This is a genomic window from Streptomyces sp. NPDC021093 (assembly GCF_044333135.1).
GTDB lineage: Bacteria > Actinomycetota > Actinomycetes > Streptomycetales > Streptomycetaceae > Streptomyces.
Genome location: NZ_JBIRQJ010000006.1, coordinates 177,602 through 201,254, shown reverse-complemented (window position 1 = coordinate 201,254; position 23,653 = coordinate 177,602). Strand labels below are relative to the sequence as shown.

Genomic DNA, 23,653 nt, shown 5'->3' with positions numbered 1-23,653 from the left:
CCCGTTCCGCCCCCGGGGGGCGGCCCCGCTGCCCAAGGAGGCTAGGGGCGGGGCCGCTGAAGGCCTAGCTTGCTTGGGCCTTGTCGTAGGCCGTCTTTACTTCGTTGCCGAAGTAGGGGCCGAACATTCGGCCAGGGAGGAAGGTGTAGCCGAAGCTGTTCACGGAGGCCTGGAGGCCCGTGCCCGTCGACTCGTTGAACGAGTTGAACCAGGGGCCGCCGCTCGACCCGCCCGTCATGTTGCAGGCGAGGCTGTGGTCGTTCGAGAACAGGAAGTCCTTCGTCGTGTTCCCCGAGCAGTAGATCAGCTTCTTGCCGTCGTACGGGGCCGCCGCCGGGAAGCCGAACGCGTACATCGGCTTGTTGTAGCCGCCGTTGAACTGGATGCCCTGGGCGCCGACCACATCGGCCAGCTTCTTGCCGTCCAGGGGGTTCACGACGGCGAGGCCCACGTCGTAGTTGATGTCCTCGCTGGCCGCCCACTGGTCGGTGGCGGAGGTCTTCGACGCGGTCCAGGTCCCGTACGGGGTCTGGCCGTCGTTGTACGCGGGGACGAACGCCCAGTTCGTGTGCCAGGCGCCCTGCATCTTCACGCAGTGCCCCGCGGTGACGACGGTGGACTTGTTCTGGCTGGTGACGGAGTTGCCCGAGCAGGAGGCCGTACGGCCCTGGTACGTGAAGAAGACCCGTCCCGAGGTCTTCACCACCGCCCCGCCACCGGTCCACGCCCCGCCCTTCTGCGGGAACGCCCTGGTGCCGGGGACGGACGTGGCGGGGCCGCCGGTCTTCGCCGGGGCGAGCTTCGAGGGAGAGACCTGCAGCAGGTCCAGCGGCTTCGCCGAGCGCATCCGCTCCGGCGTCCAGAAGTCGCGCACCTGCTGTGCGGCGGAGAGCGCGGCGGACGGGGCGGAGGAGGGGCCCGGGGAGTCCGACGGGGTGGCGGCGGTGGCCGGAACGGCTCCGGTGGCGAGCAGGCCGCCTACGGCAGCCGCGAGGCCGATCAGTGCACTGTGGGGACGACGTCTCACGCTAACTCCTTCTGCGAAGAGGGGGAAGCGGTGCGGAAATCGGTGTGCGTGAGGCAGGTTGCCACGGAAGCTGAATACCTGTCAGCAGTGAGGGTGCGAGTTGGCCGAAACACGGCGAACGCCCCAACTCCCGGTGGGAGTTGGGGCGTTCGGGAAATCGGGCGGGCCAGGAGAGTGCGGCCGTCAGGCGGCCGCGCACTCCGCGCACGTACCGAAGATCTCCACAGTGTGCGCCACGTTCACATATCCGTGCTGTGCGGCGATCGCGTCGGCCCACGACTCGACGGCCGGGCCCTCGACCTCGACCGCCTTGCCGCACACCCGGCACACCAGGTGATGGTGGTGGTCGCCGGTGGAACACCGCCGGTAGACCGACTCCCCCTCACTGGTGCGCAGCACATCGACCTCGCCCGCGTCCGCCAGGGACTGCAGCGTGCGGTAGACCGTGGTCAGGCCCACCGAGTCGCCCTTGTGCTTGAGCATGTCGTGAAGCTCCTGCGCGCTGCGGAACTCGTCCACCTCGTCCAGCGCCGCCGCCACGGCAGTTCGCTGCCGGGTGGAGCGCCCCCGTACCGGTGCGGAGTTCGTCGTCGCGCTCGCACCGCTCGGCGCCGTCGTCACAGGTGCCTCCTCTGGTCGCCCATTACGCGAATAGATGCGTCGGGCCATTGTGCCAGGAGCGCCGACCGTGCCTGTTCAGACCTTGATCGCGTCGGCGGTCACGGCGGGGCCCTCGGTTTCCCGCTGTGCGGAGTCTCCCGCGCGCGAGCGCCTCCGTGCCAGTGGTGCGGCGAGCAGGGTCAGGGCGATGAAGACGCCGATGGCGAGCAGCACGATCGTCGCGCCGGGCGGGACGTCGTACTGGTACGAGGTGACCGTTCCGGCCAGGGTCACCGCCGTACCGATGGCGACGGCCAGGACGAAGGTGACGGTGAAGCTGCGGGAGATCTGCTGGGCCGCGGCCACCGGCACCACCATCAGCGCGCTGACCAGGAGCAGGCCCACGACCCGCATGGCGACCGTGACGGTCACCGCAGCCGTGACCGCGACCAGCAGGTTCAGGGCGCGCACCGGCAGGCCGGTCACCCGGGCGAACTCCTCGTCCTGGCTGACGGCGAACAGCTGGCGGCGCAGCCCGATCGTCACCAGGACGACGAAGGCGGCCAGGATGAGAATCGCCGTCACGTCCTCCTGCGACACCGTGGAGAGCGAGCCGAAGAGGTACGAGGAGAGATTGGCGTTGGAGCCGGTCGGCGCGAGGTTGATCAGCAGGACGCCGCCCGCCATGCCGCCGTAGAAGAGCATCGCGAGCGCGATGTCGCCGCGGGTCTTGCCGTACCAGCGGATCAGCTCCATGACGACGGCGCCCGCGATCGCGACGGCGGTCGCCGTCCAGACCGGGCTCGCCGACAGCAGGAAGCCGAGGCCGACACCGGTCATCGCGACGTGCCCGATGCCGTCGCCCATCAGCGACTGGCGGCGCTGCACGAGGTAGATGCCGATCGCCGGGGCGGTGATGCCGACCAGGACGGCGGCGATCAGGGCCCGCTGCATGAACGGGGTGCTGAAGATGTCCATCAGTTCGCTCATGTCAGCTCAGCAGTCCCGTCGGTACCGGAGACGCGGCGGCGGGCACGGCGTCCGGGTGGCAGTCTTCCTTGGTCAGGTGGTGGTCGTCGTGGCCGGGCAGGGCGCCCGCCGTCGGCGGACCGTCGTACGTCACGAGCCCGTCGCGCAGCACCACGGTCCGGTCGATGAGCGGCTCCAGCGGGCCCAGCTCGTGCAGCACGAGGAGCACGGAGACGCCCGCCGCGACCTGCCGGCGCAGGGTCTCCGCGAGGATCTCCTGGCTGGCCAGGTCCACGCCCGCCATCGGCTCGTCCATGATCAGCAGCTCGGGCTCGGAGGCGAGCGCGCGGGCGATCAACACGCGCTGGTGCTGGCCGCCGGAGAGCGCGCTCACGGAGTCCCTGGCCCGGTCGGACAGGCCGACGAGGCCTATCGCCCGGTCGACGGCGGCCCTGTCGGCCTTCGACGACAGCAGGCCGAGCCGGGAGCGGGACAGCCGGCCCGACGACACGACCTCGCGGATCGTCGCGGGCACCCCGCCCGACGCCGTCGTCCGCTGCGGTACGTAGCCGACGCGCGCCCACTGCCGGAAGCGCTTCAGCGGCGTACCGAACAGCTCGACCGTGCCGCCGGTCAGCGGCACCTGGCCGATGACGGAGCGTACGGCCGTGGACTTGCCCGAGCCGTTCGCGCCGAGCAGGGCGACGACCTCGCCGCGGTGCACGGAGAGGTCGATGCCGCGCAGCACGGGGCGCGAGCCGAGCGTGGCGGTGGCCGCGCCCAGGGAGATGACGGCGTCGTTGTGCACTTCTCGCGCCTCCGATGCTGGGGGTGTGGAATTCACTTCGCGCCGAGCGCCTTCTGCAGGGCGGCGAGGTTCGACTTCATGACTTCGAGGTAGTCGGAGCCCTTGGACCTGTCGGTGATGCCTTCGAGCGGGTCCAGGACGTCCGTCTTGAGACCGGCGTCCTTCGCGACGGTCTTCGCCGTCTTGTCGCTGACCAGCGTCTCGAAGAAGACCGTGCTGACCTTGTCGTCCTTGGCGATCTTCTGGAGCTGCTTGATGCGGGCCGGGCTGGGCTCGGACTCCGGGTCGACGCCGCTGATGCCCTCCTGCTCCAGGCCGTACCGCTCGGCGAGGTAGCCGAAGGCGGCGTGGGTGGTGATGAAGGTCTTGGTGGTGGTGTTCTTCAGGCCGTCCTTGAACGCCGTGTTCAGGCCGTCCAGCTTGGTGACCAGGGTCCCGGTGTTCTTCTTGTACGTGGCCGCGTTGTCCGGGTCGGCCTTCTCCAGGGCCGCTCCGACGCCCTTGGCGACCTCGGCGAACTTCACCGGGTCCAGCCAGACGTGCGGGTCGGAGGCGCCCTCGGCGCCGTGGTCGTGCCCGTGGTCGTGGCCCTCGTGCCCGGCCTCCTCCTCGGCGCCGTGCTCGTGGCCACCGGCCTCGGTGCCGTGCGCTTCGAGCTTCGTGAGGGTGGAGGCGTCGACGGTGGACTTGGCACCGGACTGCTGCACGGCCTCGTCGACGGCCGGCTGGAGGCCCTTGAGGTAGACGATCAGGTCCGCGTCGGAGAGCTCCGCGGTCTGCTTGGGCTTGAGCTCCAGGTCGTGCGGCTCGACGCCCGGCTTGGTCAGCGTCGAGACGTTGACCTTGTCGCCGCCTATCTGCTCGGCCAGGTACTGCATGGGGTAGAACGACGCGATCACGTTGAGCTTCCCGTCCGCGTTCTTGCCGTCGGCGGCGGACGAGCTGCCGCCGCAGGCGGAGAGCGTGACCAGTCCGAGGGAGACGGCGGCGGCGGTGGCGGTCGCGGGTATGAGGCGTCGTACGTTCATGACAGTCATTTTCAACAAAAGTGGAAACGATTGTCAATAGTGCGCTTGTCCGCTCTGTCCCCGATACCGATTTGATCCGAGGCCCCCGCCCGCCGGTAACCTGAAGCATTCGCCCGCCCGTCTCCCGACCGCCGCCCCTCAATGAGGCGCTTCGCGCCGCCAATCCATCCCGTCGTAATGAAGAGAGCACCGTGGCCGCCGACAAGATCGAGACCATCGTCAGCCTGAGCAAGCGCCGTGGCTTCGTTTACCCCTGCAGTGAGATCTACGGCGGTTCCAGGGCTGCCTGGGACTACGGTCCGCTGGGTGTCGAACTCAAGGAGAACATCAAGCGTCAGTGGTGGCGCGCGATGGTCATCGGGCGCGAGGACGTGGTCGGCCTCGACTCGTCGGTCATCCTGGCCCCCGAGGTGTGGGAGGCGTCCGGCCACGTCGGCACCTTCTCCGACCCGCTCACCGAGTGCACCGCCTGCCACAAGCGGCACCGTGCCGACCACCTGATCGAGGCGTACGAGGCCAAGCACAACGGCCGCACCCCCGAGAACGGCCTGGCCGACATCAACTGCCCGAACTGCGGCACCAAGGGCCAGTTCACCGAGCCCAAGCAGTTCTCCGGTATGCTGCAGACGCACCTCGGCCCGACCCAGGACACCGGCTCCGCCGCGTACCTGCGCCCCGAGACCGCGCAGGGCATCTTCACCAACTTCGCCCAGGTCCAGCAGACTTCGCGCAAGAAGCCGCCGTTCGGCATCGCGCAGATGGGCAAGTCCTTCCGGAACGAGATCACCCCGGGCAACTTCATCTTCCGCACGCGCGAGTTCGAGCAGATGGAGATGGAGTTCTTCGTCAAGCCGGGCGAGGACGAGCAGTGGCAGGAATACTGGATGGAGCAGCGCTGGAACTGGTACCTGGACCTCGGCATCAACCCCGAGAACATCCGCTGGTACGAGCACCCGGCCGAGAAGCTCTCCCACTACTCGAAGCGCACCGCCGACATCGAGTACCGCTTCAACTTCGGCGGCAGTGAGTTCTCCGAGCTCGAAGGCGTCGCGAACCGCACCGACTTCGACCTGAAGGCGCACTCCAAGGCCTCCGGCCACGACCTGGTCTACTTCGACCAGGAGGCCAACGAGCGCTGGACGCCGTACGTCATCGAGCCGGCGGCCGGTGTCAACCGCGCGATGCTCGCGTTCATGCTCGACGCCTACCGCGAGGACGAGGCTCCCAACGCCAAGGGCGTCATGGAGAAGCGCGTCGTCATGGGCCTCGACCCGCGCCTGGCTCCCGTCAAGGTGGCCGTCCTGCCGCTGTCCCGCAACCCGCAGCTCTCGCCGAAGGCCAAGGGCCTCGCCGCCGACCTGCGGAAGAACTGGAACATCGAGTTCGACGACGCGGGCGCCATCGGCCGCCGCTACCGTCGTCAGGACGAGATCGGCACCCCGTTCTGCGTGACCGTCGACTTCGACACCCTCGACGACAACGCGGTGACGGTGCGCGAGCGCGACACCATGAAGCAGGAGCGCGTCTCGCTGGACATGATCCAGGAGTACCTGGCGGTCCGGCTGCTCGGCTGCTGACCCGCTCGTACTGTTCAGAGCCCCCGGTTCGCGCGCATGCGCGGCCGGGGGCTCCGGCGTGCCAGGACCGCGCAGAGGGCGGCGAGGGGGAGCTCGGCGCACACGGCCATGGCGGCCGCCGCCGCGAGCTCCGCGCCGGGGGCCGAGGTGAGCAGGTCGGCGCAGGCGTCGGCGGCGAGCAGGAGTGCGGCTCCGGCGGCCGGGAGGCGGAGGCTGCCTTCACCGCGTACGAGGCGGGTGCCGGCGGTCAGGAGGCAGAGGGCCTCCAGGGCGTCGAGGGCCGTCCACGCGGCGGCCTCGGCTGGCGGCAGCGTGGCGGCCAGGTAGCCCATCCAGGGGAGCAGGGTGAGACCGGCGAGGGTGAGCACGCGGCCCTGCCAAACGGCCGTCGGGGCGGGGAGGTTGAGGGCCATGAGTGCCATGGAGGCGGATCCTTCCGGGGTGCGTTCCACGAGGCGTTCCGCGGTGTTCTCGCGGTGCTTCTCACGGTGCTTTCGCGGTGCCGAACCCGGCTGTCGGGCTCGTGATCCACACTCCGGTTTTCGGCGGCCCGGGTCAGGAGTGGTGGTTGCCGACTTGGGGTGGCACTGGTTGCACCCCCGGGCGGAAGCAGGCTTCCTGGTGCGCTGTCAGACCCGCCGCCTACCCTCGGGATCATGAACCTCCTGCCCTGGCCGCCACCGACCCGGATGCGGCGCACGTTCGCCAGGCTCCGCCGTGACCTGGCCTTTCTTGCTGCCGGGGCGCTCCTGCACCTGCTCACCGCGTCCCTGTTCCTGTGGGCGACGACACAGGCCGTCGGACTTCTGGACGGAAGCTCGGACGCTGCTCCGTACGTACTGCCGGTGGTCCTCGCGCTGATCCTCGTCGCCGGGTTCGCGCTCACCGGGGCGCAGCGGTGGCGGTTCCGGGAGCTGTGCGGGGTGGAGATGCCCCGGCTGAGGTTCGCGGTGGCGCGGCGGCAGTTCGCGTACCACTGGCTGGTCGGGCCGTGCCTGGCGGTGCTCGAACTGGCCGTGCTCGCGCTGGCGCTGCTCGCCGTCGCAGGGACGACCGTGTACGCGTGGGAGTGGCTGCTGCCGGTCGATGTCCGGACGGCGCACCCGGGCTACACCACGTGGTCCGCGTTCGTCATGGTCGGAGGAATCGCCGCCCTCTTCGCCGTACCGCCGTCGGCCGGCGCTCTCGTACGGCTGGAACAGCGCATCACGCCCGCCCTGTTGCGGGACGACAGGGCCGAGTCCCTCAAGCAGCGGGTGTCCGACCTGACCGAGAGCAGGGCCGGAGCCGTCGACGCGGCGGACGCCGAACGGCGGCGCATCGAGCGGGACCTGCACGACGGCGCACAGCAGCACCTGGTCTCCATGGCCCTCAACCTCGGCATCGCGAAGGCCACGCTCAAGGACCTGCCGCCCGAGGCGCAGCAGGTCATCGACGAGGCGCACCGCGCCGCCAAGGAGTCCATCGAGGAGCTCAACAACCTGGTGCGGGGCCTGCACCCGTCCGTGCTCGACGAACTCGGCCTGGATCCGGCCCTGTCGGGGCTCGCCGCCCGCGCGCCCTTCCCCGTACGGCTGCGGGTGGACGTGCCCGAGCGGGCGGCGCCCGCCGTCGAGGCCGTCGCGTACTTCGTCGTGTCCGAGGCGCTCACCAACATCGCCAAGCACGCCCGCGCGACCAGGGCGGAGGTGACCGTCACCCGGCTCGGGGGGATACTTCGGGTGATCGTCACCGACGACGGAACGGGCGGGGCCGACCCCCGGGGCGGCACCGGGCTGCGCGGACTCGCACAGCGGGTGTCCTCCGTCGACGGTGTCTTCCGCCTCAGCAGCCCCACCGGGGGACCGACCGTGATGACCGTGGAGTTGCCGTGCACCGCCGCCGTGCAGTGATCGCAGAGGACTCCGTCCTCCTCAGGATCGGGGTCGTCAAGATCCTGGAGATGGCCGGGTTCGACGTCGTCGCCGAGGCGGGCGACGCGGCGGGACTCCTCGCCGCGGTCGAGGAGCACCGCCCGGCCCTCGCGGTCGTCGACGTCCGCATGCCGCCCGGCTTCACCGACGAGGGGATCCGCGCAGCCCTCCAGGTGCGGCAGCGGTGGCCGGACACCGCCGTGCTGATGCTGTCGCAGTACGTCGAGGAGCGGTACGCGGCGGAGCTGCTGTCCGCCCACACCAGCGGCATCGGCTATCTGCTCAAGCAGCGGGTCGCCGACGTCGAGGAGTTCATCGAGGCACTGCGCAGGGTCGCCGACGGGGGCACCGCGCTGGACCCGCAGGTCGTCGCCCAACTGCTCGTACGCAGGGGCAGCGACCCCCTCGACCGGCTCACCGAGCGCGAGCGCGAGGTCCTCGCCTCCATGGCGGAGGGCCGCTCCAACGCCGGGATCGCCGCCCACCTCTCGCTCAGCGAGAGCGCGGTCGCCAAGCACATCAACTCCATCCTCGCCAAGCTCGATCTGCCCCGCGCGGGCGGCGACCACCGCCGGGTGCTGGCGGTCCTGCGCTTCCTGGAGGGCAGGGGCCCGGACGGCAGCGGCTGACCGCGCGCGGCGCACACCGTGCTGGTGGGCAGGGAAATCTGGTGCGGGCGGGGAGCGGGAGAGGGTACCGTTCTGAGCATGTTCTTCCAGACGCCGATTTACGAGTGAGAGCGTGACGGGTCCCTGTCGACCCGTCCCCCACCGTCGAATCCGTAGATCACTTCACATCACGCCGGGAGAACCCGCATGAGCACGAGCAAGAACATCAACAACCCCGTGGGCCAGGGCGGCGGCCAGCGCAAGAGGCAGTCCCGCGACGAGCGGGCGAACAACGGCCCGCACCGCAACGCCGACCGTCAGAGCGCCGCCGACAAGAAGGCGGAACTGCTGGCCAAGATGCGCGCGAAGGCCGCCGGCACCGACGGGAACGCCGCCGCCGGGGGCTCCGACACGCAGGCCTGAGCCAGGCAGCGCCTGAAGCCTGAGGCATGCAGCGCCTGAGCCATGCAGCGCTTGAAGCCTGAGGCACGCAGCGCCTGAAGTACGTCACGCAGGGCCCGGACCGCAGCACGCGGTCCGGGCCCTGCTGCGTCCCGCACGTCGCACCTCAGCTGACGGTGCGCGGCAGCCGCAGATTCAGCAGACCCGTCAGCGCCACCACTCCCAGCTGCACCAGCAGCGTCACCGTGAGCGCGTCACCCATGCCCAGCACCGGGGTCAGCGCCAGGAACAGCGTGCCGAGCGTGGCCACGCCCAGGGCGAGCGAGGACTGCTGGGCGGTCACCATCACACCGCTGCCCACTCCGGCACGGTCGGCCGGGACGTCGGAGAGCACGATGCGGAGCAGGACCGGGAGCTGGAGCCCCTGGCCGAGTCCGGCGAGCAGCATGCCGGGGAACAGCCCCAGGAAGCCCAGCTCCGGCCAGTCCTGCCGTACGGCCAGGATCAGGAGCCCGAGACCGGCCGCCTGGATCAGCGCACCGGCGACCGTGATCCGCCCGCCGAAGCGGCCGATCAGCCTCGGCCCGGCGAGGGACGCCCCGAAGAAGGCGACCGCCATCGGGACCAGGGCGAGACCCGCGGCCACCGCGCCCATGCCGAGGCCCTGCTGCAACGCCACCGCGATCACGAACATGAATCCGCCGAAGCTGATCGAGAACGGCACGATCGGCGGCAGACCGCGCCGCAGCGACTGCACCGCGAACAGGCTCGGCGGCACGAGCGGGGTGCGGCCCGACCGGTCGGCCCGCCGTTCCACCAGGAAGAACGCGAGCGCCACGAACGGGAAAGCGGCCAGCGACAGCCACGTCCACAGCGGCCAGCCCGCGGCCCGCCCCTCGGTGAGCGGCGCCAGCAGTGTGATCAGGGAGAGGGCCAGGAGCAGCGTTCCGGGTACGTCGACGGGCGCGGGCTTCTCGGAGCGGGTCTCCGGCACCGAGCGTGCCGCGAGCAGCAGCCCGACGAGCACGACGGGCACGTTGACGAGGAAGATCGACCGCCAGCCCGTCCCGGCGAGGTCGGCGGCGACGAGGACGCCGCCGAGTATCTGCCCGGCGACCATGGCGAGCCCGGCGGTCGCCCCGTACAGGCCCATCGCCTTCGCCCGGCGCTGTCCGCCGGTCGACGCCTGGATGGTGGCCAGCACCTGCGGCAGCATCAGCGCGGAGGCGGCGCCCTGCGCGACCCGGGCCCCGACGAGCGTCCAGGCGTCCGGGGCGAGCCCGCAGGCGAGGGAGGTCAGGCCGAAGGCGGCCATGCCCCACAGGAAGAGCCTGCGGCGGCCGAACATGTCGCCGAGCCGTCCGCCGAGCACCAGCAGGACCGCGTACGCCAGCCCGTACCCGGCGACGACCAGCTCCAGCACGGCGGGTCCCGCGGCCAGTTCGTGGTCGATGGTCGGCAGGGCCACATTGACGATGAAGAAGTCGATGAGCGGGAGCGCCGCCCCGAGCAGCACGGTGAACAACCCGAGCGGGCCGAGGGAGGACAGGACGGCTGTGGCTGAGGAGGGGCGGACGGGGGCCGGGGGAAGCGTGGTCGTCTGGGTCACGAGAGCCACTGTGCGGGAGCCCGAAGCCTGGTACCAGAGTTTCCTTATCCTGGTACAAGCACTACCCGGCAACGGGCTGGCCGGTGCGCGGGAACGTCGGAGAAGCTGGGAGCATGACGACGATGGTGCAGACGATGCCCCAAGGGACCGCTGCGGTACGGGAGACCGGTGCGGCACGCGTGACCGGTGAGCCCGATGTCCGCCGGGCCGAGCTCGCCGCCTTCCTGCGCAGCCGCCGCGAGCGCATCACCCCCGAGCAGGTCGGGCTGGTGCGCGGCCGCCGGCGGCGCACCCCCGGCCTGCGGCGCGAGGAGGTCGCGCAGCTCGCCACCGTCGGCGTCACCTGGTACACGTGGCTGGAGCAGGGCCGGGACATCCAGGTGTCGCCGCAGGTCCTCGACGCCGTCGCCCGCGCCCTGCGGATGGACCGCGTGGAGCGCACCCACCTGTTCGCGCTCGCCGGAGCGTCCGACCCCGCCCCCAACGGGCCGTGCCCGACGGTCACCCCCGCCTACCAGGCGCTGCTGCACCAGCTGGGGCCGATCCCGGCCTGCATCCAGAACAGCAGGTACGACATCCTCGCCTACAACCGCGCGTACGCCCGGCTGCTCTGCGACCTCGACGCGCTGCCCCGCGAGGACCGCAACTGCATGCTGCTCGCCTTCACCAACGACGAGTGGCGGGCCGCGCTCGACGACCTGCCGGGGACCTGCCGGGCGATGGCCGCCAAGTTCCGCGGCTCGATGGCCGGGCATCTCGCCGAGCCCGCCTGGAAGGCGCTGCTGAAGCGGCTGGAGAGCGAGTCGGCGGAGTTCCGCGAGCTGTGGGAGCGGCACGAGGTCGTCGAGCACGCGAGCCACACCAAGTACATCCGCAATGCGGAGGTCGGGCTGCTGCACGTCGAGCACGTCAACCTCTGGCTCAGCCCCGGCAACGGTGCCTCCACCGGCCCCCGGCTGGTCAGCTATCCGCCGGTCGACGAGGAGACCCGGGGGCGGCTGGAGCGGCTTCAGGCCCTGGCGGAGGCCGATTCCGCCGCCTCTGCCTGAGCGCGCCGCTCCAGTTGCTCCGCCGTCCTGGCCGCCGTCTTCCGCGCCCACTTCCCGCTGGTCAGCGCCCCGAGCAGGAGGACGCAGAGCCCGCAGCCTGCGATGATCCACCAGGCCGGGACGGCGGCCCGCACGAAGCCCTGTGCGTACGAGGTGCCGCTGAGGCCCGCCGCGAGGACCGCGCCGATCACGGCGACGCCGAGGGTGTTGCCGATCTGGCGGCTGGTGGAGGCGACGGCGGCCGCGACTCCCGCCTGGGCGCGGGGCATTCCGGAGACCGCCGTGTTGGTGATCGGCGCGTTCACCATGCCGAAGCCGAGGCCGAAGAGCACGTACCCGGTGAACATCAGCGGATCGCTGGTCTCCGCCTCGAATCCGGCGAACAGCACCGCGCTCGCCGCCATCGACACCCCCGCCACCAGCAGCGAGGGCCGTGGACCGAACGCCCCGACCAGGCGCCCGGACAGCGGTGCGCACACGAAGGTCATCACCGCCATCGGCAGCATGTAGAGCCCGGCGTGCAGCGCGGAAAGCCCCCGCACGTTCTGGAGGTAGAGGGTGTTCAGGAAGAGGAACCCGGTGAGAGAGGCGAACGCACAGACCGCTATCACCGTGGCGCCGCTGAACGGAGCGCTCCGGAAGAACCGCAGATCAATGAGGGGCTCGGGCCGGCGCGGCTCGTACAGGACGATCCCGATCAGCGCGAGCACCGCGACCCCGGCGAGGGAGAGCACGAGCGGGGACCCCCAGCCCGCCTCCGGCGCCTCGATGATCGCGTACGTGAGGGATGCGAGCAGCGCGATGACGAGGAGCTGACCCACCGGGTCGGGCCTGCGCGACTTCGGGGCGCGGGACTCGGGCACGTACCGGAAGGTCAGGAACAGTGCGACCAGCCCCACCGGCAGGTTGATCCAGAAGATCGCCCGCCAGCCCACCGAGTCGACGAGCAGCCCGCCGAGCAGCGGCCCCGCGGCCATGGATATGCCCACGACGCCGCCCCAGACACCGATCGCGCGGGCGCGCTCGCGCGGCTCGGTGAAGGTGTTGGTGATGATCGACATCGCGACCGGGGTGAGCATCGAGCCGCCGATCGCCTGCACGGCCCGGAAGGCGACCAGCGATTCGAGGTTCGGCGCGAGGGAGCAGAGCAGCGAGCCGAGCGTGAACATCACAAGCCCGGCCATGAAGACCTTGCGGCGTCCGATCCGGTCGGCCGTCGAGCCGGACAGCATGAGGAGGGAGGCGAGGACCAGGGTGTAGGCGTCGATCGTCCACTGCATACCGGCCACGGAAGCGTCCAGCTCGCGCTGCATGGCGGGGAGGGCGACGTTGAGCACCGTGCTGTCCAGGCTGACGATCAGCAGGCTCATGCAGCAGATGCCGAGGACGAGCATGCGGCGGCGGTGGGTGAGCGGCGGGGCGGGCCGTGCGGCGGAGGCGTCGGGCATCTTTCGATAGTACGGATAACTAAAGAAGTCGCTCGAACGGGTGCGGGCGGTGCGCGACAATTGGGTAATGACCTCGCTCAACATCGGCCCCCATGTCGTGCAGCCGCCCGTGGTCCTCGCCCCCATGGCAGGCATCACGAACGCTCCCTTCCGCACCCTCTGCCGTGAGTTCTCCGGCGGGAAGGGCCTGTTCGTGAGCGAGATGATCACGACGCGGGCGCTGGTCGAGCGCAACGAGAAGACCATGCAGCTGATCCACTTCGACGCGACCGAGACGCCGCGCTCGATCCAGCTGTACGGGGTGGACCCGGTCACCGTCGGCAAGGCGGTCCGCATGATCGTGGACGAGGACCTGGCCGACCACATCGACCTCAACTTCGGCTGCCCGGTGCCCAAGGTGACGCGCAAGGGCGGCGGTTCGGCCCTCCCGTACAAGCGGCCCCTGCTGCGCGCGATCCTGCACGAGGCGGTGGGCAACGCGGGCGACCTGCCGGTCACGATGAAGATGCGCAAGGGCATCGACGACGACCACATCACCTTCCTGGACGCCGGCCGGATCGCCGTCGACGAGGGCGTGACGGCGATCGCGCTGCACGGGCGGACCGCCGCCGAGCACTACGGCGGCACCGCGGACTGGGACGCCATCGCGCGCCTCAAGGCGCACGTCCCGGAGATCCCGGTGCTCGGCAACGGCGACATCTGGTCGGCGGACGACGCGCTGCGGATGGTGCGCGAGACGGGCTGCGACGGCGTCGTGGTGGGGCGCGGCTGCCTGGGGCGGCCGTGGCTGTTCGGCGACCTGGTGGCCGCCTTCGAGGGCCGCGAGGAGCGGGCGACGCCGACCCTGCGGGAGGTCGCCGTCGTGATGCGGCGGCACGCGGAACTGCTCGGCGAGTGGATCGGCGACGAGGCACGGGGTGTCATTGACTTCCGGAAGCATGTCGCCTGGTACCTCAAGGGCTTCTCGACGGGCGGCGAGATGCGCAAGAGGCTCGCCACCGCGTCCTCCCTGGCCGAGATGGACGCTCATCTGAGCGAACTCGACCTGGACCAGCCGTGGCCGGAGGGTGCGGACGGACCTCGGGGGCGTACGTCCGGAAATGGTCGGGTTGTTCTGCCGGACGGCTGGCTGAAGGACCCGTACGACTGTGCCGGGATCAGTGACGAAGCGGAGCTGGACACGTCCGGAGGGTGAGATTCGGGCTACCGCACCGGGTGTACGGCGGCGTGATTCTCGCCACGCCTGATGCTGTAGTCGCTCAGATGAGCACTTTGCGGCAGGCTGCATTTTCCAAAGGGTGGCACCCAGTGCCACCCTTTCTCTTTTCACTGTTCCCGGTCATGCATGACGGAGAGTCGACAATCGGCGGTCTGAGCGTCTCTGTGTGTAGTGATGCGTTCGATACTTGAATAAATGCGGAGAGGTTCGGGGGAGGGCGGATCACTTTCGATCTGCTGGCGGACGGGTGGTTAAAGCCGTATGACGGTTAAGTGGACGTACCCAGACACCTTCGATCTGGGTATGTTCCTCGCCGTCAGGGCAGCCAACGCGTCTTCGAGGAGCCGAGACCGTGTCGGAAAACAAAGAACCCCAGGTAGCTGAGAAGTTCGTCTACGACTTCACCGAGGGGAACAGGGACCTCAAGGACCTCCTCGGCGGCAAGGGCGCCAACCTCGCGGAGATGACCAACCTCGGTCTGCCGGTGCCTCCGGGGTTCACCATCACCACCGAGGCCTGCAAGGTCTACCTGGACAGCGGTGACGCCCCCAAGGAGCTGCGCGACGAGGTCAGCGCCCACCTGGTCGCCCTTGAGGCGAAGATGGGCAAGAAGCTCGGCCAGGCGAACGACCCGCTGCTGGTCTCGGTCCGCTCGGGCGCGAAGTTCTCGATGCCCGGCATGATGGACACGGTCCTCAACATCGGTCTCTCCGACAAGTCCGTCACCGGGCTCGCGAAGCAGTCCGGCGGGGAGCGCTTCGCCTGGGACTCCTACCGGCGGCTGATCCAGATGTTCGGCAAGACCGTCCTCGGCGTGGACGGGGAGCTCTTCGAGGAGGCCCTCGAAGCGGCCAAGGCGGCCAAGAAGGTCAAGGTCGACACCGACCTGGAGGCCGCCGACCTCAAGAAGCTCGTCAAGAGCTTCAAGAAGATCGTCTCGGACTCGTGCGGCCGGGACTTCCCGCAGGACCCGCGCGAGCAGATGGACCTCGCGATCAACGCGGTCTTCGACTCGTGGAACACCGACCGCGCGAAGCTCTACCGCCGCCAGGAGCGCATCCCCGGCGACCTCGGCACCGCGGTCAACGTCTGCTCGATGGTCTTCGGCAACCTCGGCCCCGACTCCGGCACGGGCGTCGCGTTCACCCGCGACCCGGCCTCGGGCCACCAGGGCGTGTACGGCGACTACCTCCAGAACGCGCAGGGCGAGGACGTCGTCGCGGGCATCCGCAACACGGTCCCGCTCGCCGACCTGGAGTCGATCGACAAGAAGTCGTACGACCAGCTCATGCAGATCATGGAGACGCTCGAAACGCACTACAAGGACCTGTGCGACATCGAGTTCACCATCGAGCGCGGCCAGCTGTGGATGCTCCAGACCCGCGTCGGCAAGCGCACCGCGGGCGCCGCCTTCCGCATCGCCACCCAGCTCGTCGACCAGGGCCTCATCGACGAGGCCGAGGCCCTCCAGCGGGTCAACGGCGCACAGCTCGCGCAGCTGATGTTCCCGCGCTTCGACGACGACGCGAAGACCCAGCTGCTGGGCCGCGGCATCGCCGCCTCGCCGGGCGCCGCGGTCGGCAAGGCCGTCTTCGACTCGTACACGGCCGTCAAGTGGTCGCGCTCCGGCGAGAAGGTCATCCTGATCCGCCGCGAGACCAACCCCGACGACCTCGACGGCATGATCGCCGCCGAGGGCATCCTGACCTCGCGCGGCGGCAAGACGTCCCACGCGGCCGTCGTCGCACGCGGCATGGGCAAGACCTGTGTCTGCGGCGCGGAGGAGATCGAGGTCGACACCAAGCGCCGCCGTCTGACCGTGGGCAGCACGGTCGTCGAGGAGGGCGACGTCGTCTCCATCGACGGCTCCTCCGGCAAGGTCTACCTGGGCGAGGTCCCGGTCGTCCCGTCCCCGGTCGTCGAGTACTTCGAGGGCCGGATGCACGCCGGCGCCGACGACGCCGACGAGCTCGTCGAGGCCGTGCACCGGATCATGGCGTACGCGGACCGCCGCCGCCGGCTGCGGGTGCGCGCCAACGCGGACAACGCCGAGGACGCCCTGCGCGCCCGCCGCTTCGGCGCCCAGGGCATCGGCCTGTGCCGCACGGAGCACATGTTCCTCGGCGAGCGCCGCGAGATGGTCGAGAAGCTGATCCTCGCCGACACGGACGACGAGCGCGAGGACGCCCTGAAGGGCCTTCTGCCGCTCCAGAAGAAGGACTTCATAGAGCTCTTCGAGGCGATGGACGGCCTGCCGGTCACCGTCCGTCTGCTGGACCCGCCGCTCCACGAGTTCCTGCCCGACATCACCGAGCTGTCGGTCCGCGTCGCCCTCGCCGAGTCCCGCAAGGACGCCAACGAGAACGACCTCCGCCTGCTGCAGGCCGTCCACCGCCTGCACGAGCAGAACCCGATGCTCGGCCTGCGCGGCGTACGCCTCGGCCTGGTCATCCCCGGCCTGTTCACCATGCAGGTCCGCGCCATCGCCGAGGCCGCGGCCGCCCGCAAGAACGCCAAGGGCGACCCGCGCGCGGAGATCATGATTCCGCTCGTCGGCACGGTCCAGGAGCTGGAGATCGTCCGCGAGGAGGCCGAAGCGGTCATCGCCGAGGTCGAGGCCGCCCACGGCATAGACCTCAAGCTGGCGCTCGGCACGATGATCGAGCTGCCGCGCGCGGCCATCACGGCCGGTCAGATCGCCGAGGCCGCGGAGTTCTTCTCCTTCGGTACGAACGACCTGACGCAGACCGTCTGGGGCTTCTCCCGCGACGACGTCGAGGCGAGCTTCTTCACCGCGTACCTGGAGAAGGGCATCTTCGGCGTCTCCCCGTTCGAGACGATCGACCGGGACGGCGTCGGCGCGCTGGTCCGCTCGGCCGTCGAGGCGGGCCGCAAGACCCGCCCCGACCTCAAGCTGGGCGTCTGCGGCGAGCACGGCGGCGACCCGGAGTCCGTCCACTTCTTCCACGAGGTCGGGCTGGACTACGTCTCCTGTTCCCCGTTCCGCATCCCGGTCGCCCGCCTGGAAGCGGGCCGCGCGGCAGCCCAGGCCACGGGCAGCGACAGCCGCTGACCGGTACCCGGACCACCGGATCGGACGCCGGGAGCCTTTCTCCACCCTCATCCCCGGCGAAGGATCCGGCACCACACGAAGCGGCGGCACCCTGTGCGGGGGTGCCGCCGCTTCGGCGTGGACGGGGCCCGTGGCGACCATCCGGATCCGGGGGATCCGGCGACGCCGGCCTTCGGGAAGGAGGTCTTCGGCGAGTTTGCGCCATGGTTCCGCAGGACATGGGCGGCAACCGGCGTACGGGTACTCGCTGTGGTGGTTCGAGACCGGAGGGTGAAGGTCAACCCAGCTGCGCGAAGTGGCAGTTGAAAAGTTGACCTTCGCGCCGATGGCCTCCCGGTGACATTCGGGTGCCGGTCGGCGCTCGGTGGTGAGTGCTGTGCGGAGGTGTTCGGAGCTGTGTGGTGGTGAGCGTTGGTGCGGGGCGGGGATGGCGGATCCCCACCCGCCACCCACGCCCGCGCACCTCGGCCGGACACCGCAACCGCAACCCCGCACGCCGCCGTCAAGTGCAGCGAAGCCCCCCACGGCCTTCGCCGCACCCCTCGGACGTGCGGGGCTGCCGGTGTCCGACGTCAGTCAGCTTCGCGCCTTTCGGTCCACCCTCGCGAGGCGTTTCACGCGTGGCCGAAAGGCCATGGTGACGGGGTGTAAGGGAGTGCATACTCTCCCGGGGGAACGATTGCGGGTGCAATCGGCGGGCGATGATGGGGAGTTGGGCAGTGGTGCTGCGTATCCACTTCACGGGGGAGGATCTCGCTCGGGTGCGGCTCGCCGCCCGGCCGGACGCCCTCTGGGAGACGACTCTCAGCTTCCACCGGCTGCGGGACCGGCGGGGCGGGCGGGTGTACGGCGACTGGCGCACGGAGGCGCGCGCCCGGCTCGGCAGGGGAGGGTCCCGGCAGCTGCTCGCCTCGGTCGTGCCCGCGCGCGGCTACTTCCCCGACTTCCTCACCCCGGCGGAGGGCGTCCAGGGGTGGGACGAGGGGCTGGCCGCCCTGCGGGCCACCCCTGACAAGCGGGTGGAGGGCGAACTCTCCCTGCTGAACCGGAAGTTCGCCGAGCCGCTGCGGCTCGGCGCCCTCGTCGACGCCCTGGGCGACTACCACCGGGCCGCCGTCGCCCCGTACTGGCCCCATGTGCACGCCCGTGTCGAGGCCGACCGGGCGGCCAGGGGCCGCGCCCTCCTCGACGGCGGCACCGACGCGCTCCTCGCCTCCCTGCCGCCGGTCCTGCGCTGGCGCTCGCCCGTCCTGGAGGCGGACTATCCGGTGGACCGCGAGGTGCACCTGGCGGGGCGGGGACTGCGGCTCCAGCCGTCGTTCTTCTGCCAGGGGGCGCCGGTGGTGCTGTACGACCCGGGGCTGCCGCCGGTGCTCGTCTACCCGGTGGAGCACGCCACGCCCCGTACCCCGGTGGGCGGCGGCCCCTATCTGGGCCGGCTCGTCGGGCACACCCGGTCGGCCGTGCTGCGGGCCATCGACCACGGCTGCACGACGAGCGAGCTGGCGCGGCGGGCCGGGGTGTCCCTCGCGTCCGCCAGCCAGCACGCGTGCGTGCTGAGGGAGGCGGGGCTGGTGGTGACGCTGCGGCACGGGAGCGCGGTGCTGCACTCGTTGACACCGTTGGGCTCCGCCCTGTTGAGGGGTGGGGCGGTGCCGGTGGCGCAGGCGCAGTGAGGGGGTGGGGGGGCGGGGGCGGGGCGCGGGGTGGGGATGTGCGGGTGCGTCGTGGCTGGTCGCGCAGTTCCCCGCGCCCCTGTCGGGGCGACCTCAGGGGGCGCCCCGCCGGGAATCAGGTGCGGAAGGGGCCTGTCACCTCGTAGGTGATGCCGCCCGATGAGCTGCCGCTCGTGCCGCGCTGGCTGGAGAAGTAGAGGCGGGTGCCGTCGGGGGAGAAGGCCGGACCTGTGACCTCCGAGCCCGACTGGCCGCCGATGCGCAGGAAGGGGGTGACGACGTCGGTGGGGGTGATCATGCAGATCTCCATGTTGCCGCCGTCCTCCGCCACGTACAGGTCGCCGGACGAGGTGCCGGTGACGTTGTCGACGCCGGTGAGCGGGGCCGAGCCGCCGGTGACCAGCGAGTCGTCGTAGACCAGGTCGAGGGTCTGCGCGGCGGCGTCGTAGCGCCAGACCCGGTTGTCGCCCTTGGTGGTGAAGAAGCAGACGTTGTCCGCGTAGAAGCAGCCCTCGCCGCCGGTGAAGCGCTTGGCGCCGGACACCTGGTCGCGGGTGGCCTTGGACGCGCCGGACGGGTCGGGGACCTTCGCCCAGGTGGCGGGGCCGCTGGTGCCGGAGCCCATCTTCAGGACCTCCAGCTGGCCGGAGGCCAGATTGCCCCAACTGGTGGGCGTGAACCGGTAGAAGCAGCCGTCGGTGACGTCCTCGGTCAGGTAGATCACCTTGCGGTCCGGGTCGGCGGCCGCCGCCTCGTGCTTGAAGCGGCCCATGGCGTCGCGGCGGACGGCGGCCTTCACACCCCACGGGTCGGTCTCGTAGACGTAGCCCCGGTCGACCTCCTCGCAGCTCAGCCAGGTGTTCCAGGGGGTCTTGCCGCCCGCGCAGTTCTGCCGGGTGGAGGAGAGGATGCGGTACGCGGCGGTGATCGCCCCGGTGGCGGAGAAGCGGACCGCGCCCGCGCCGCCCGAGGGGTTGATCTCGGAGTTGGAGACGTAGATCCAGCCGGCGCCGTCGGCGTAACAGGCGCCGCCGTCGGGGGCGTTGTGCCAGGTGTACGAGGTGCCGGCGACCTTCTGTCCCGAGCGGGCGATCACCCGGCTGCGGAATCCGGCGGGGAGCTGGATGCCGTTCGCGTCCGCCGCGCCGAGCGCGCCGTACGGGCCTGGCCCCGGCTGCGCCGGGTCGGCGTGGGCGGCACCCCGCCAGAGGGTGCCGCCGAACGCGGCGGCGGAGGAGCCGATGACGGCGGTGCGCAGGAAGGTACGGCGTTCCATGAGGGCTCCAGGGGGCTTCGAGGGGACGGTTTCTCTGCCCGTGGAACGTAGAAGCCAGGAATTGATGTGTCCTCAACTCGCCGTGAACACAAGGAAAATCAGTCGTCGATACCCGACCTTTCGACCCCCGCCACGATCCACCGCTGGAAGAAGAGGAAGACGAGGACGAGGGGGAGGATCGAGACGGCCGCCGCCACGAACAGCTCGTGCAGGTTGACCGTCTGCGCGGTGTTCAGGGTGGAGAGTGCCACCTGGACCGTCCACGACCGCTGGTCCTGGCCGATCACCAGCGGCCACAGGAAGGCGTTCCACGCCCCGATGAAGACGATCGCGGCGACGGCCGCGAACACCGGCCGCGAATTCGGCACCACGATGCGCCAGTACGTACGCCAGTGGCCGAGCCCGTCGACGCGCGCCGCGTCCTCCAACTCCCTCGGGAATCCCAGGAAGTACTGCCGGAAGATGAAGCACGCGAAGGCCGAGAACAGGGTCGGGACGATCAGCCCGCGGAGCGTGGAGATCCAGCCCAGCGAGGAGACCAGGACGAAGCTCGGCACGAAGGTGACCGCCGCCGGGACCATCAGTGTGCCCAGGATCGCGTAGAAGACCTTGTTGGAGTGCTTGTACGGGATGCGGGCCAGGCCGTACCCGGCGAGGGAGGCCGTGAGCAGGGTGCCCAGGGTGGTGGCGACCGCGATCAGCGCCGAGTTGAGGAGGGAGCGGGCGAAGGGGATCGCGGTGTCGTCGAAGAGTTCGGTGACGTTGCCCCACTGGAGTTCGGCGGGGAGAAACGTCCACTCGGGCGAGGTGATGTCGGCGTCCGTGGCGAGCCCGTTCCGAACGAGCAGGTAGAAGGGGACGAGGAAGAGCAGCGCGAGCGCGACGAGCAGGGCGGTGCGCAGCGCGCGGCCCACCCGTACCAGAGCGTCGTCCATGGAGCCTCAGTCCTCCTTCCGGCCGAGGCCGAAGAAACGTGCCTGGAAGATCGTCACTACGGCGATGATCAGCGCCAGGATGATGGCGCCCGCGCTGCCGAGGCCCAGGTTCTGGCCCTGGCCGAGCGCCGTGTAGTAGAGGTAGACGAGCGGCGGGCGGGCGTAGGGCGGGTAGCCGCGCGAGTCGGAGAGCAGGTTGTAGAACTCGTCGAAGGCCTGGAAGGCGTTGATGACGAGCAGCAGGACGACCGCGACCGAGGTGGCCCGCAGGAGCGGGAAGGTGATGTTGCGGAAGACCTGCCAGCCGGGGCGGGCGCCGTCGACCGCCGCCGCCTCATAGAGGGTGGGCGAAATGCGCTGCAGCCCGGCCAGGAACAGGATCATGTAGAAACCGGCCTGGAGCCACAGCCGTACGGTCACGATGACCAGCCAGTACCAGGGCGGCGAGGTCGTCGAGAGCCAGGCCGTCTGGTCCGCGCCGAACCAGCCGAGGACGGTGTTGGCGAGCCCGAACCGCACCCCGTTGAAGATCGACATCTTCCAGATCAGGGCCGCGACGACGTAGGAGCAGGCCGCCGGGAGGAAGAAGACCGACCTGAAGAAGGCCTGCGCGAACCGGATCCGGTTCACCATCAGCGCGAGCGCGAGGGAGAGCGCGTACGTCGCGGGGACGATGAACGCGGTGAAGAGCACGAACGTACCGAGGCTGCTGGTGAACGCGTCGTCGCGCAGCATCGCCGCGTAGTTGTCGAACCCGACGAAGTCCGTCGGGGAGACGGTGTTGTGCGCGTCGAAGAAGCTGAGGTAGAGGCTCCACAGCAGCGGTACGTAGGTGAAGAGGCCGAGCCCGACGGCGAAGGGCCCGACGAAGACCCAGAACCACAGGGTGCGGTTCTGGGTCCCCAGCAGGCGTTCCTTCAGGGGGCGTTCCCTCACGAGGTGCTCCTTCGCGAGGCGTTCCTTCGCGGGGCGGTCCCTCATGAGGCGTTCTTTCACGACGACTTCTTCTTCACGCGCTGAAGCTCCTCGTTCGTCCTGCGCACGACCGTCTTCAGCTCGGTGTCCGGGTTCGCGCCGTCCTTGATGATGCGGCTGAGGGCGTCCTGGTACGCCGTCTGGGAAGCGGGGGTCCACAGCAGCGGCTGGGCGTAGGCGTTCTCGCCCGCGTACTTCACCGCGTCCGCCGCCGCGCCCTCCTTCAGCTTGTCCGCCTTCTTGGCGAGGGAGGTGCGGGCCGGGATGTGGAAGCCGTACGAGAGGGCGAAGTCGGTCTGGAAATCGGCCTGTTCGATCCACAGCCACTTGATGAAGTCCTTGGCGGCGGCCTGCTGCTTGCTGCGCGCGCTGACCGCGGCGCCGTACGCGCCGACCGGCACCGACGGCTTGCCGCTCGCACCGTCCTTCGGGAACGGCAGCACCCCGAAGTCGTCGCCGAGCGCCTTCTGCACGGCGGGCAGCGCCCACAGCCCCGACCACTGCATGGCGGTCAGGCCCTGGACGAAGGCGGAGGGGTCGGACCAGTCCGTGGGGGCGCCGAGCAGCAGCGACTTGTCGGCGTACAGCTGGCGCAGCTTGCCCAGTGCGCGGGCGGCTGCCGGATCGTCGAAGCCGACCTTGCCGTCCTCGGTGACGAGGGAGAGCCCGGCGGCGTGGAGCGGGGTGCCGCCGAGGGAGCCGGCGCCGCCGTCGTTGCCGAGGAAGAGGCCCTTGGTCTTCTTGTCGGTCAACGTCCTTGCCGCGTCGACGAGTTCGTCGAGTGTGGTGGGGGGCCGGACGTTCGCGGCCGCCAGCAGGCTCTTGCGGTAGAAGAGCAGCTGCATGTCGACGACCTGGGGGACCGACCAGATCTTCCCCTCGTACGTCTTGGGGGCGAGGACGGCCGGGTTGAAGTCGTCCTTCACTCCGGGGCCCTCGAAGAGGTCGGTGAGGTCGACGACCTGGCCGCCCCGAATCTGGTCCAGGGTGGGCCCGTTGACCTCGAAGACGTCCGGGCCGCCCGAGGTGAGGAGGGCGGCGGCGGTCTGCTGGTCGTAGTTGCCCGGCCGCCACTGCACGGTGACCCTGGCCTTCTTGTACGCGGCCGCGTACCGGCGCACCGCCTGCTCGGTGCCGGGTTCGCCGTACTGGTGGTACCACTGCGCGAGTTGTGGTCCCGTACCACCTCCGCTGCTCGAACTGCCGTCGCCGCGGCCGGTGTTGGAACCGCAGGCGGAGAGTGCGCCCGCGAGGGTGAGTCCCGCTCCCGTACCGAGAAGTGCCCTGCGGCTGATCGTCATGTCGTGTTCCCCCTGAGCTCGCACGCCAGTTGCACGTCGGACCGGGACATCGTGCTGCGGGATGCCCCGACGATCAACCATGCGGGCCGGTCGCGTACGGCGTGTTGCTGCCGTGTGTCAGCATCCGGGACGGACGGGACGGGCGTGGTGGGGGGAACAG

The 23,653-nt window shown here is 70.3% G+C and carries 20 protein-coding genes; 8 read left to right on the top strand and 12 right to left on the bottom strand.

The window, feature by feature from the left end:
* Positions 1-64: 64 nt before the first annotated feature.
* The 5 genes from ACH4SP_RS19995 to ACH4SP_RS19975 all read right to left on the bottom strand — a co-directional run bounded on the left by ACH4SP_RS19995 (position 65) and on the right by ACH4SP_RS19975 (position 4,432).
* The gene (locus ACH4SP_RS19995) at positions 65-1,027 is read right to left on the bottom strand and encodes a trypsin-like serine peptidase (RefSeq protein ID WP_398416691.1); all 963 of its coding nucleotides are present in this window, start codon (positions 1,025-1,027) and stop codon (positions 65-67) included.
* 183 nt (positions 1,028-1,210) lie between these two features.
* The gene (locus tag ACH4SP_RS19990) at positions 1,211-1,648 is read right to left on the bottom strand and encodes a Fur family transcriptional regulator (protein WP_398416689.1); all 438 of its coding nucleotides are present in this window, start codon (positions 1,646-1,648) and stop codon (positions 1,211-1,213) included.
* Positions 1,649-1,723: 75 nt separating this feature from the next.
* Positions 1,724-2,605 (bottom strand): metal ABC transporter permease, encoded by an 882-nt coding sequence (locus tag ACH4SP_RS19985; RefSeq protein WP_398417199.1) that lies wholly within the window; start codon positions 2,603-2,605, stop codon positions 1,724-1,726.
* A 13-nt stretch (positions 2,606-2,618) separates the two neighbouring features.
* Entirely contained in the window at positions 2,619-3,404 is a 786-nt protein-coding gene (locus ACH4SP_RS19980) for a metal ABC transporter ATP-binding protein (RefSeq protein ID WP_398416687.1), read from the bottom strand.
* A 32-nt stretch (positions 3,405-3,436) separates the two neighbouring features.
* Positions 3,437-4,432 (bottom strand): metal ABC transporter substrate-binding protein, encoded by a 996-nt coding sequence (locus ACH4SP_RS19975; RefSeq protein WP_398416685.1) that lies wholly within the window; start codon positions 4,430-4,432, stop codon positions 3,437-3,439.
* 191 nt (positions 4,433-4,623) lie between these two features.
* Between ACH4SP_RS19975 and ACH4SP_RS19970 the strand changes: the two genes are divergently transcribed.
* Positions 4,624-6,009, top strand: coding sequence for a glycine--tRNA ligase (locus ACH4SP_RS19970; RefSeq protein ID WP_398416683.1), 1,386 nt, complete (start codon positions 4,624-4,626; stop codon positions 6,007-6,009).
* 14 nt (positions 6,010-6,023) lie between these two features.
* Here ACH4SP_RS19970 and ACH4SP_RS19965 read toward each other — a convergent pair whose 3' ends face one another.
* Complete coding sequence (locus ACH4SP_RS19965; RefSeq protein ID WP_398416682.1) at positions 6,024-6,431, bottom strand: hypothetical protein; 408 nt, start codon at positions 6,429-6,431, stop codon at positions 6,024-6,026.
* Between the two features lie 234 nt (positions 6,432-6,665).
* On the opposite strand from ACH4SP_RS19965, the gene ACH4SP_RS19960 reads away from it, so the two are divergent.
* From ACH4SP_RS19960 to ACH4SP_RS19950, 3 genes are all read left to right on the top strand, one after another.
* Positions 6,666-7,901: a sensor histidine kinase gene (locus ACH4SP_RS19960; protein ID WP_398416681.1), complete on the top strand. Its 1,236-nt coding sequence runs from the start codon at positions 6,666-6,668 to the stop codon at positions 7,899-7,901.
* Positions 7,898-8,551 (top strand): response regulator, encoded by a 654-nt coding sequence (locus ACH4SP_RS19955; protein ID WP_398417198.1) that lies wholly within the window; start codon positions 7,898-7,900, stop codon positions 8,549-8,551. Before ACH4SP_RS19960 ends, ACH4SP_RS19955 begins: the two co-directional genes overlap by 4 nt.
* A 186-nt stretch (positions 8,552-8,737) precedes the next feature.
* Entirely contained in the window at positions 8,738-8,953 is a 216-nt protein-coding gene (locus tag ACH4SP_RS19950) for a DUF6243 family protein (protein ID WP_398416678.1), read from the top strand.
* 145 nt (positions 8,954-9,098) lie between these two features.
* On the opposite strand, the gene ACH4SP_RS19945 is transcribed toward ACH4SP_RS19950, so the two are convergent.
* On the bottom strand, positions 9,099-10,481 hold the full coding sequence (locus ACH4SP_RS19945) for an MFS transporter (protein ID WP_398417197.1): 1,383 nt from the start codon (positions 10,479-10,481) through the stop codon (positions 9,099-9,101).
* Positions 10,482-10,675: 194 nt separating this feature from the next.
* Between ACH4SP_RS19945 and ACH4SP_RS19940 the strand changes: the two genes are divergently transcribed.
* Positions 10,676-11,590, top strand: a complete 915-nt coding sequence (locus tag ACH4SP_RS19940; RefSeq protein ID WP_398417196.1) for a helix-turn-helix transcriptional regulator — start codon at positions 10,676-10,678, stop codon at positions 11,588-11,590.
* Here ACH4SP_RS19940 and ACH4SP_RS19935 read toward each other — a convergent pair.
* Positions 11,551-13,038, bottom strand: coding sequence for an MFS transporter (locus ACH4SP_RS19935; RefSeq protein WP_398416677.1), 1,488 nt, complete (start codon positions 13,036-13,038; stop codon positions 11,551-11,553). The two genes, ACH4SP_RS19940 and ACH4SP_RS19935, sit on opposite strands and share 40 nt — an antisense overlap.
* Before the next feature lie 67 nt (positions 13,039-13,105).
* Here ACH4SP_RS19935 and dusB point away from each other — a divergent pair, with 67 nt between their 5' ends.
* The 3 genes from dusB to ACH4SP_RS19920 all read left to right on the top strand — a co-directional run bounded on the left by dusB (position 13,106) and on the right by ACH4SP_RS19920 (position 19,006).
* The gene (gene dusB, locus ACH4SP_RS19930) at positions 13,106-14,233 is read left to right on the top strand and encodes a tRNA dihydrouridine synthase DusB (RefSeq protein WP_398416675.1); all 1,128 of its coding nucleotides are present in this window, start codon (positions 13,106-13,108) and stop codon (positions 14,231-14,233) included.
* A gap of 376 nt (positions 14,234-14,609) precedes the next feature.
* A complete protein-coding gene (gene ppdK / locus ACH4SP_RS19925) occupies positions 14,610-17,330 on the top strand; it encodes a pyruvate, phosphate dikinase (RefSeq protein ID WP_398416673.1) in 2,721 nt (906 codons plus the stop codon).
* Between the two features lie 722 nt (positions 17,331-18,052).
* Positions 18,053-19,006 (top strand): helix-turn-helix domain-containing protein, encoded by a 954-nt coding sequence (locus ACH4SP_RS19920; RefSeq protein ID WP_398417195.1) that lies wholly within the window; start codon positions 18,053-18,055, stop codon positions 19,004-19,006.
* A gap of 115 nt (positions 19,007-19,121) precedes the next feature.
* On the opposite strand, the gene ACH4SP_RS19915 is transcribed toward ACH4SP_RS19920, so the two are convergent.
* The 4 genes from ACH4SP_RS19915 to ACH4SP_RS19900 form a co-directional block, all read right to left on the bottom strand.
* Complete coding sequence (locus ACH4SP_RS19915; protein ID WP_398416671.1) at positions 19,122-20,282, bottom strand: alkaline phosphatase PhoX; 1,161 nt, start codon at positions 20,280-20,282, stop codon at positions 19,122-19,124.
* A 98-nt stretch (positions 20,283-20,380) separates the two neighbouring features.
* Positions 20,381-21,217 (bottom strand): carbohydrate ABC transporter permease, encoded by an 837-nt coding sequence (locus ACH4SP_RS19910; RefSeq protein WP_398416669.1) that lies wholly within the window; start codon positions 21,215-21,217, stop codon positions 20,381-20,383.
* A gap of 6 nt (positions 21,218-21,223) precedes the next feature.
* Positions 21,224-22,198: a carbohydrate ABC transporter permease gene (locus ACH4SP_RS19905; protein WP_398416668.1), complete on the bottom strand. Its 975-nt coding sequence runs from the start codon at positions 22,196-22,198 to the stop codon at positions 21,224-21,226.
* 11 nt (positions 22,199-22,209) lie between these two features.
* A complete protein-coding gene (locus ACH4SP_RS19900; RefSeq protein ID WP_398416667.1) occupies positions 22,210-23,493 on the bottom strand; it encodes an ABC transporter substrate-binding protein in 1,284 nt (427 codons plus the stop codon).
* Positions 23,494-23,653 lie beyond the last annotated feature (160 nt).

Bases quoted from the DNA above. Each gene is read 5' to 3' on its own strand.
- ACH4SP_RS19985 (WP_398417199.1), bottom strand. From the start codon at position 2,605: ATGGACATCTTCAGCACCCCGTTCATGCAGCGGGCCCTGATCGCCGCC.
- ACH4SP_RS19975 (WP_398416685.1), bottom strand. From the start codon at position 4,432: ATGAACGTACGACGCCTCATACCCGCGACCGCCACCGCCGCCGCCGTC.
- ACH4SP_RS19965 (WP_398416682.1), bottom strand. From the start codon at position 6,431: ATGGCACTCATGGCCCTCAACCTCCCCGCCCCGACGGCCGTTTGGCAG.
- ACH4SP_RS19960 (WP_398416681.1), top strand. From the start codon at position 6,666: ATGAACCTCCTGCCCTGGCCGCCACCGACCCGGATGCGGCGCACGTTC.
- ACH4SP_RS19950 (WP_398416678.1), top strand. From the start codon at position 8,738: ATGAGCACGAGCAAGAACATCAACAACCCCGTGGGCCAGGGCGGCGGC.
- ACH4SP_RS19940 (WP_398417196.1), top strand. From the start codon at position 10,676: ATGCCCCAAGGGACCGCTGCGGTACGGGAGACCGGTGCGGCACGCGTG.
- ACH4SP_RS19935 (WP_398416677.1), bottom strand. From the start codon at position 13,038: ATGCCCGACGCCTCCGCCGCACGGCCCGCCCCGCCGCTCACCCACCGC.
- dusB (WP_398416675.1), top strand. From the start codon at position 13,106: ATGACCTCGCTCAACATCGGCCCCCATGTCGTGCAGCCGCCCGTGGTC.
- ACH4SP_RS19915 (WP_398416671.1), bottom strand. From the start codon at position 20,282: ATGGAACGCCGTACCTTCCTGCGCACCGCCGTCATCGGCTCCTCCGCC.
- ACH4SP_RS19910 (WP_398416669.1), bottom strand. From the start codon at position 21,217: ATGGACGACGCTCTGGTACGGGTGGGCCGCGCGCTGCGCACCGCCCTG.
- ACH4SP_RS19905 (WP_398416668.1), bottom strand. From the start codon at position 22,198: ATGAGGGACCGCCCCGCGAAGGAACGCCTCGCGAAGGAGCACCTCGTG.
- ACH4SP_RS19900 (WP_398416667.1), bottom strand. From the start codon at position 23,493: ATGACGATCAGCCGCAGGGCACTTCTCGGTACGGGAGCGGGACTCACC.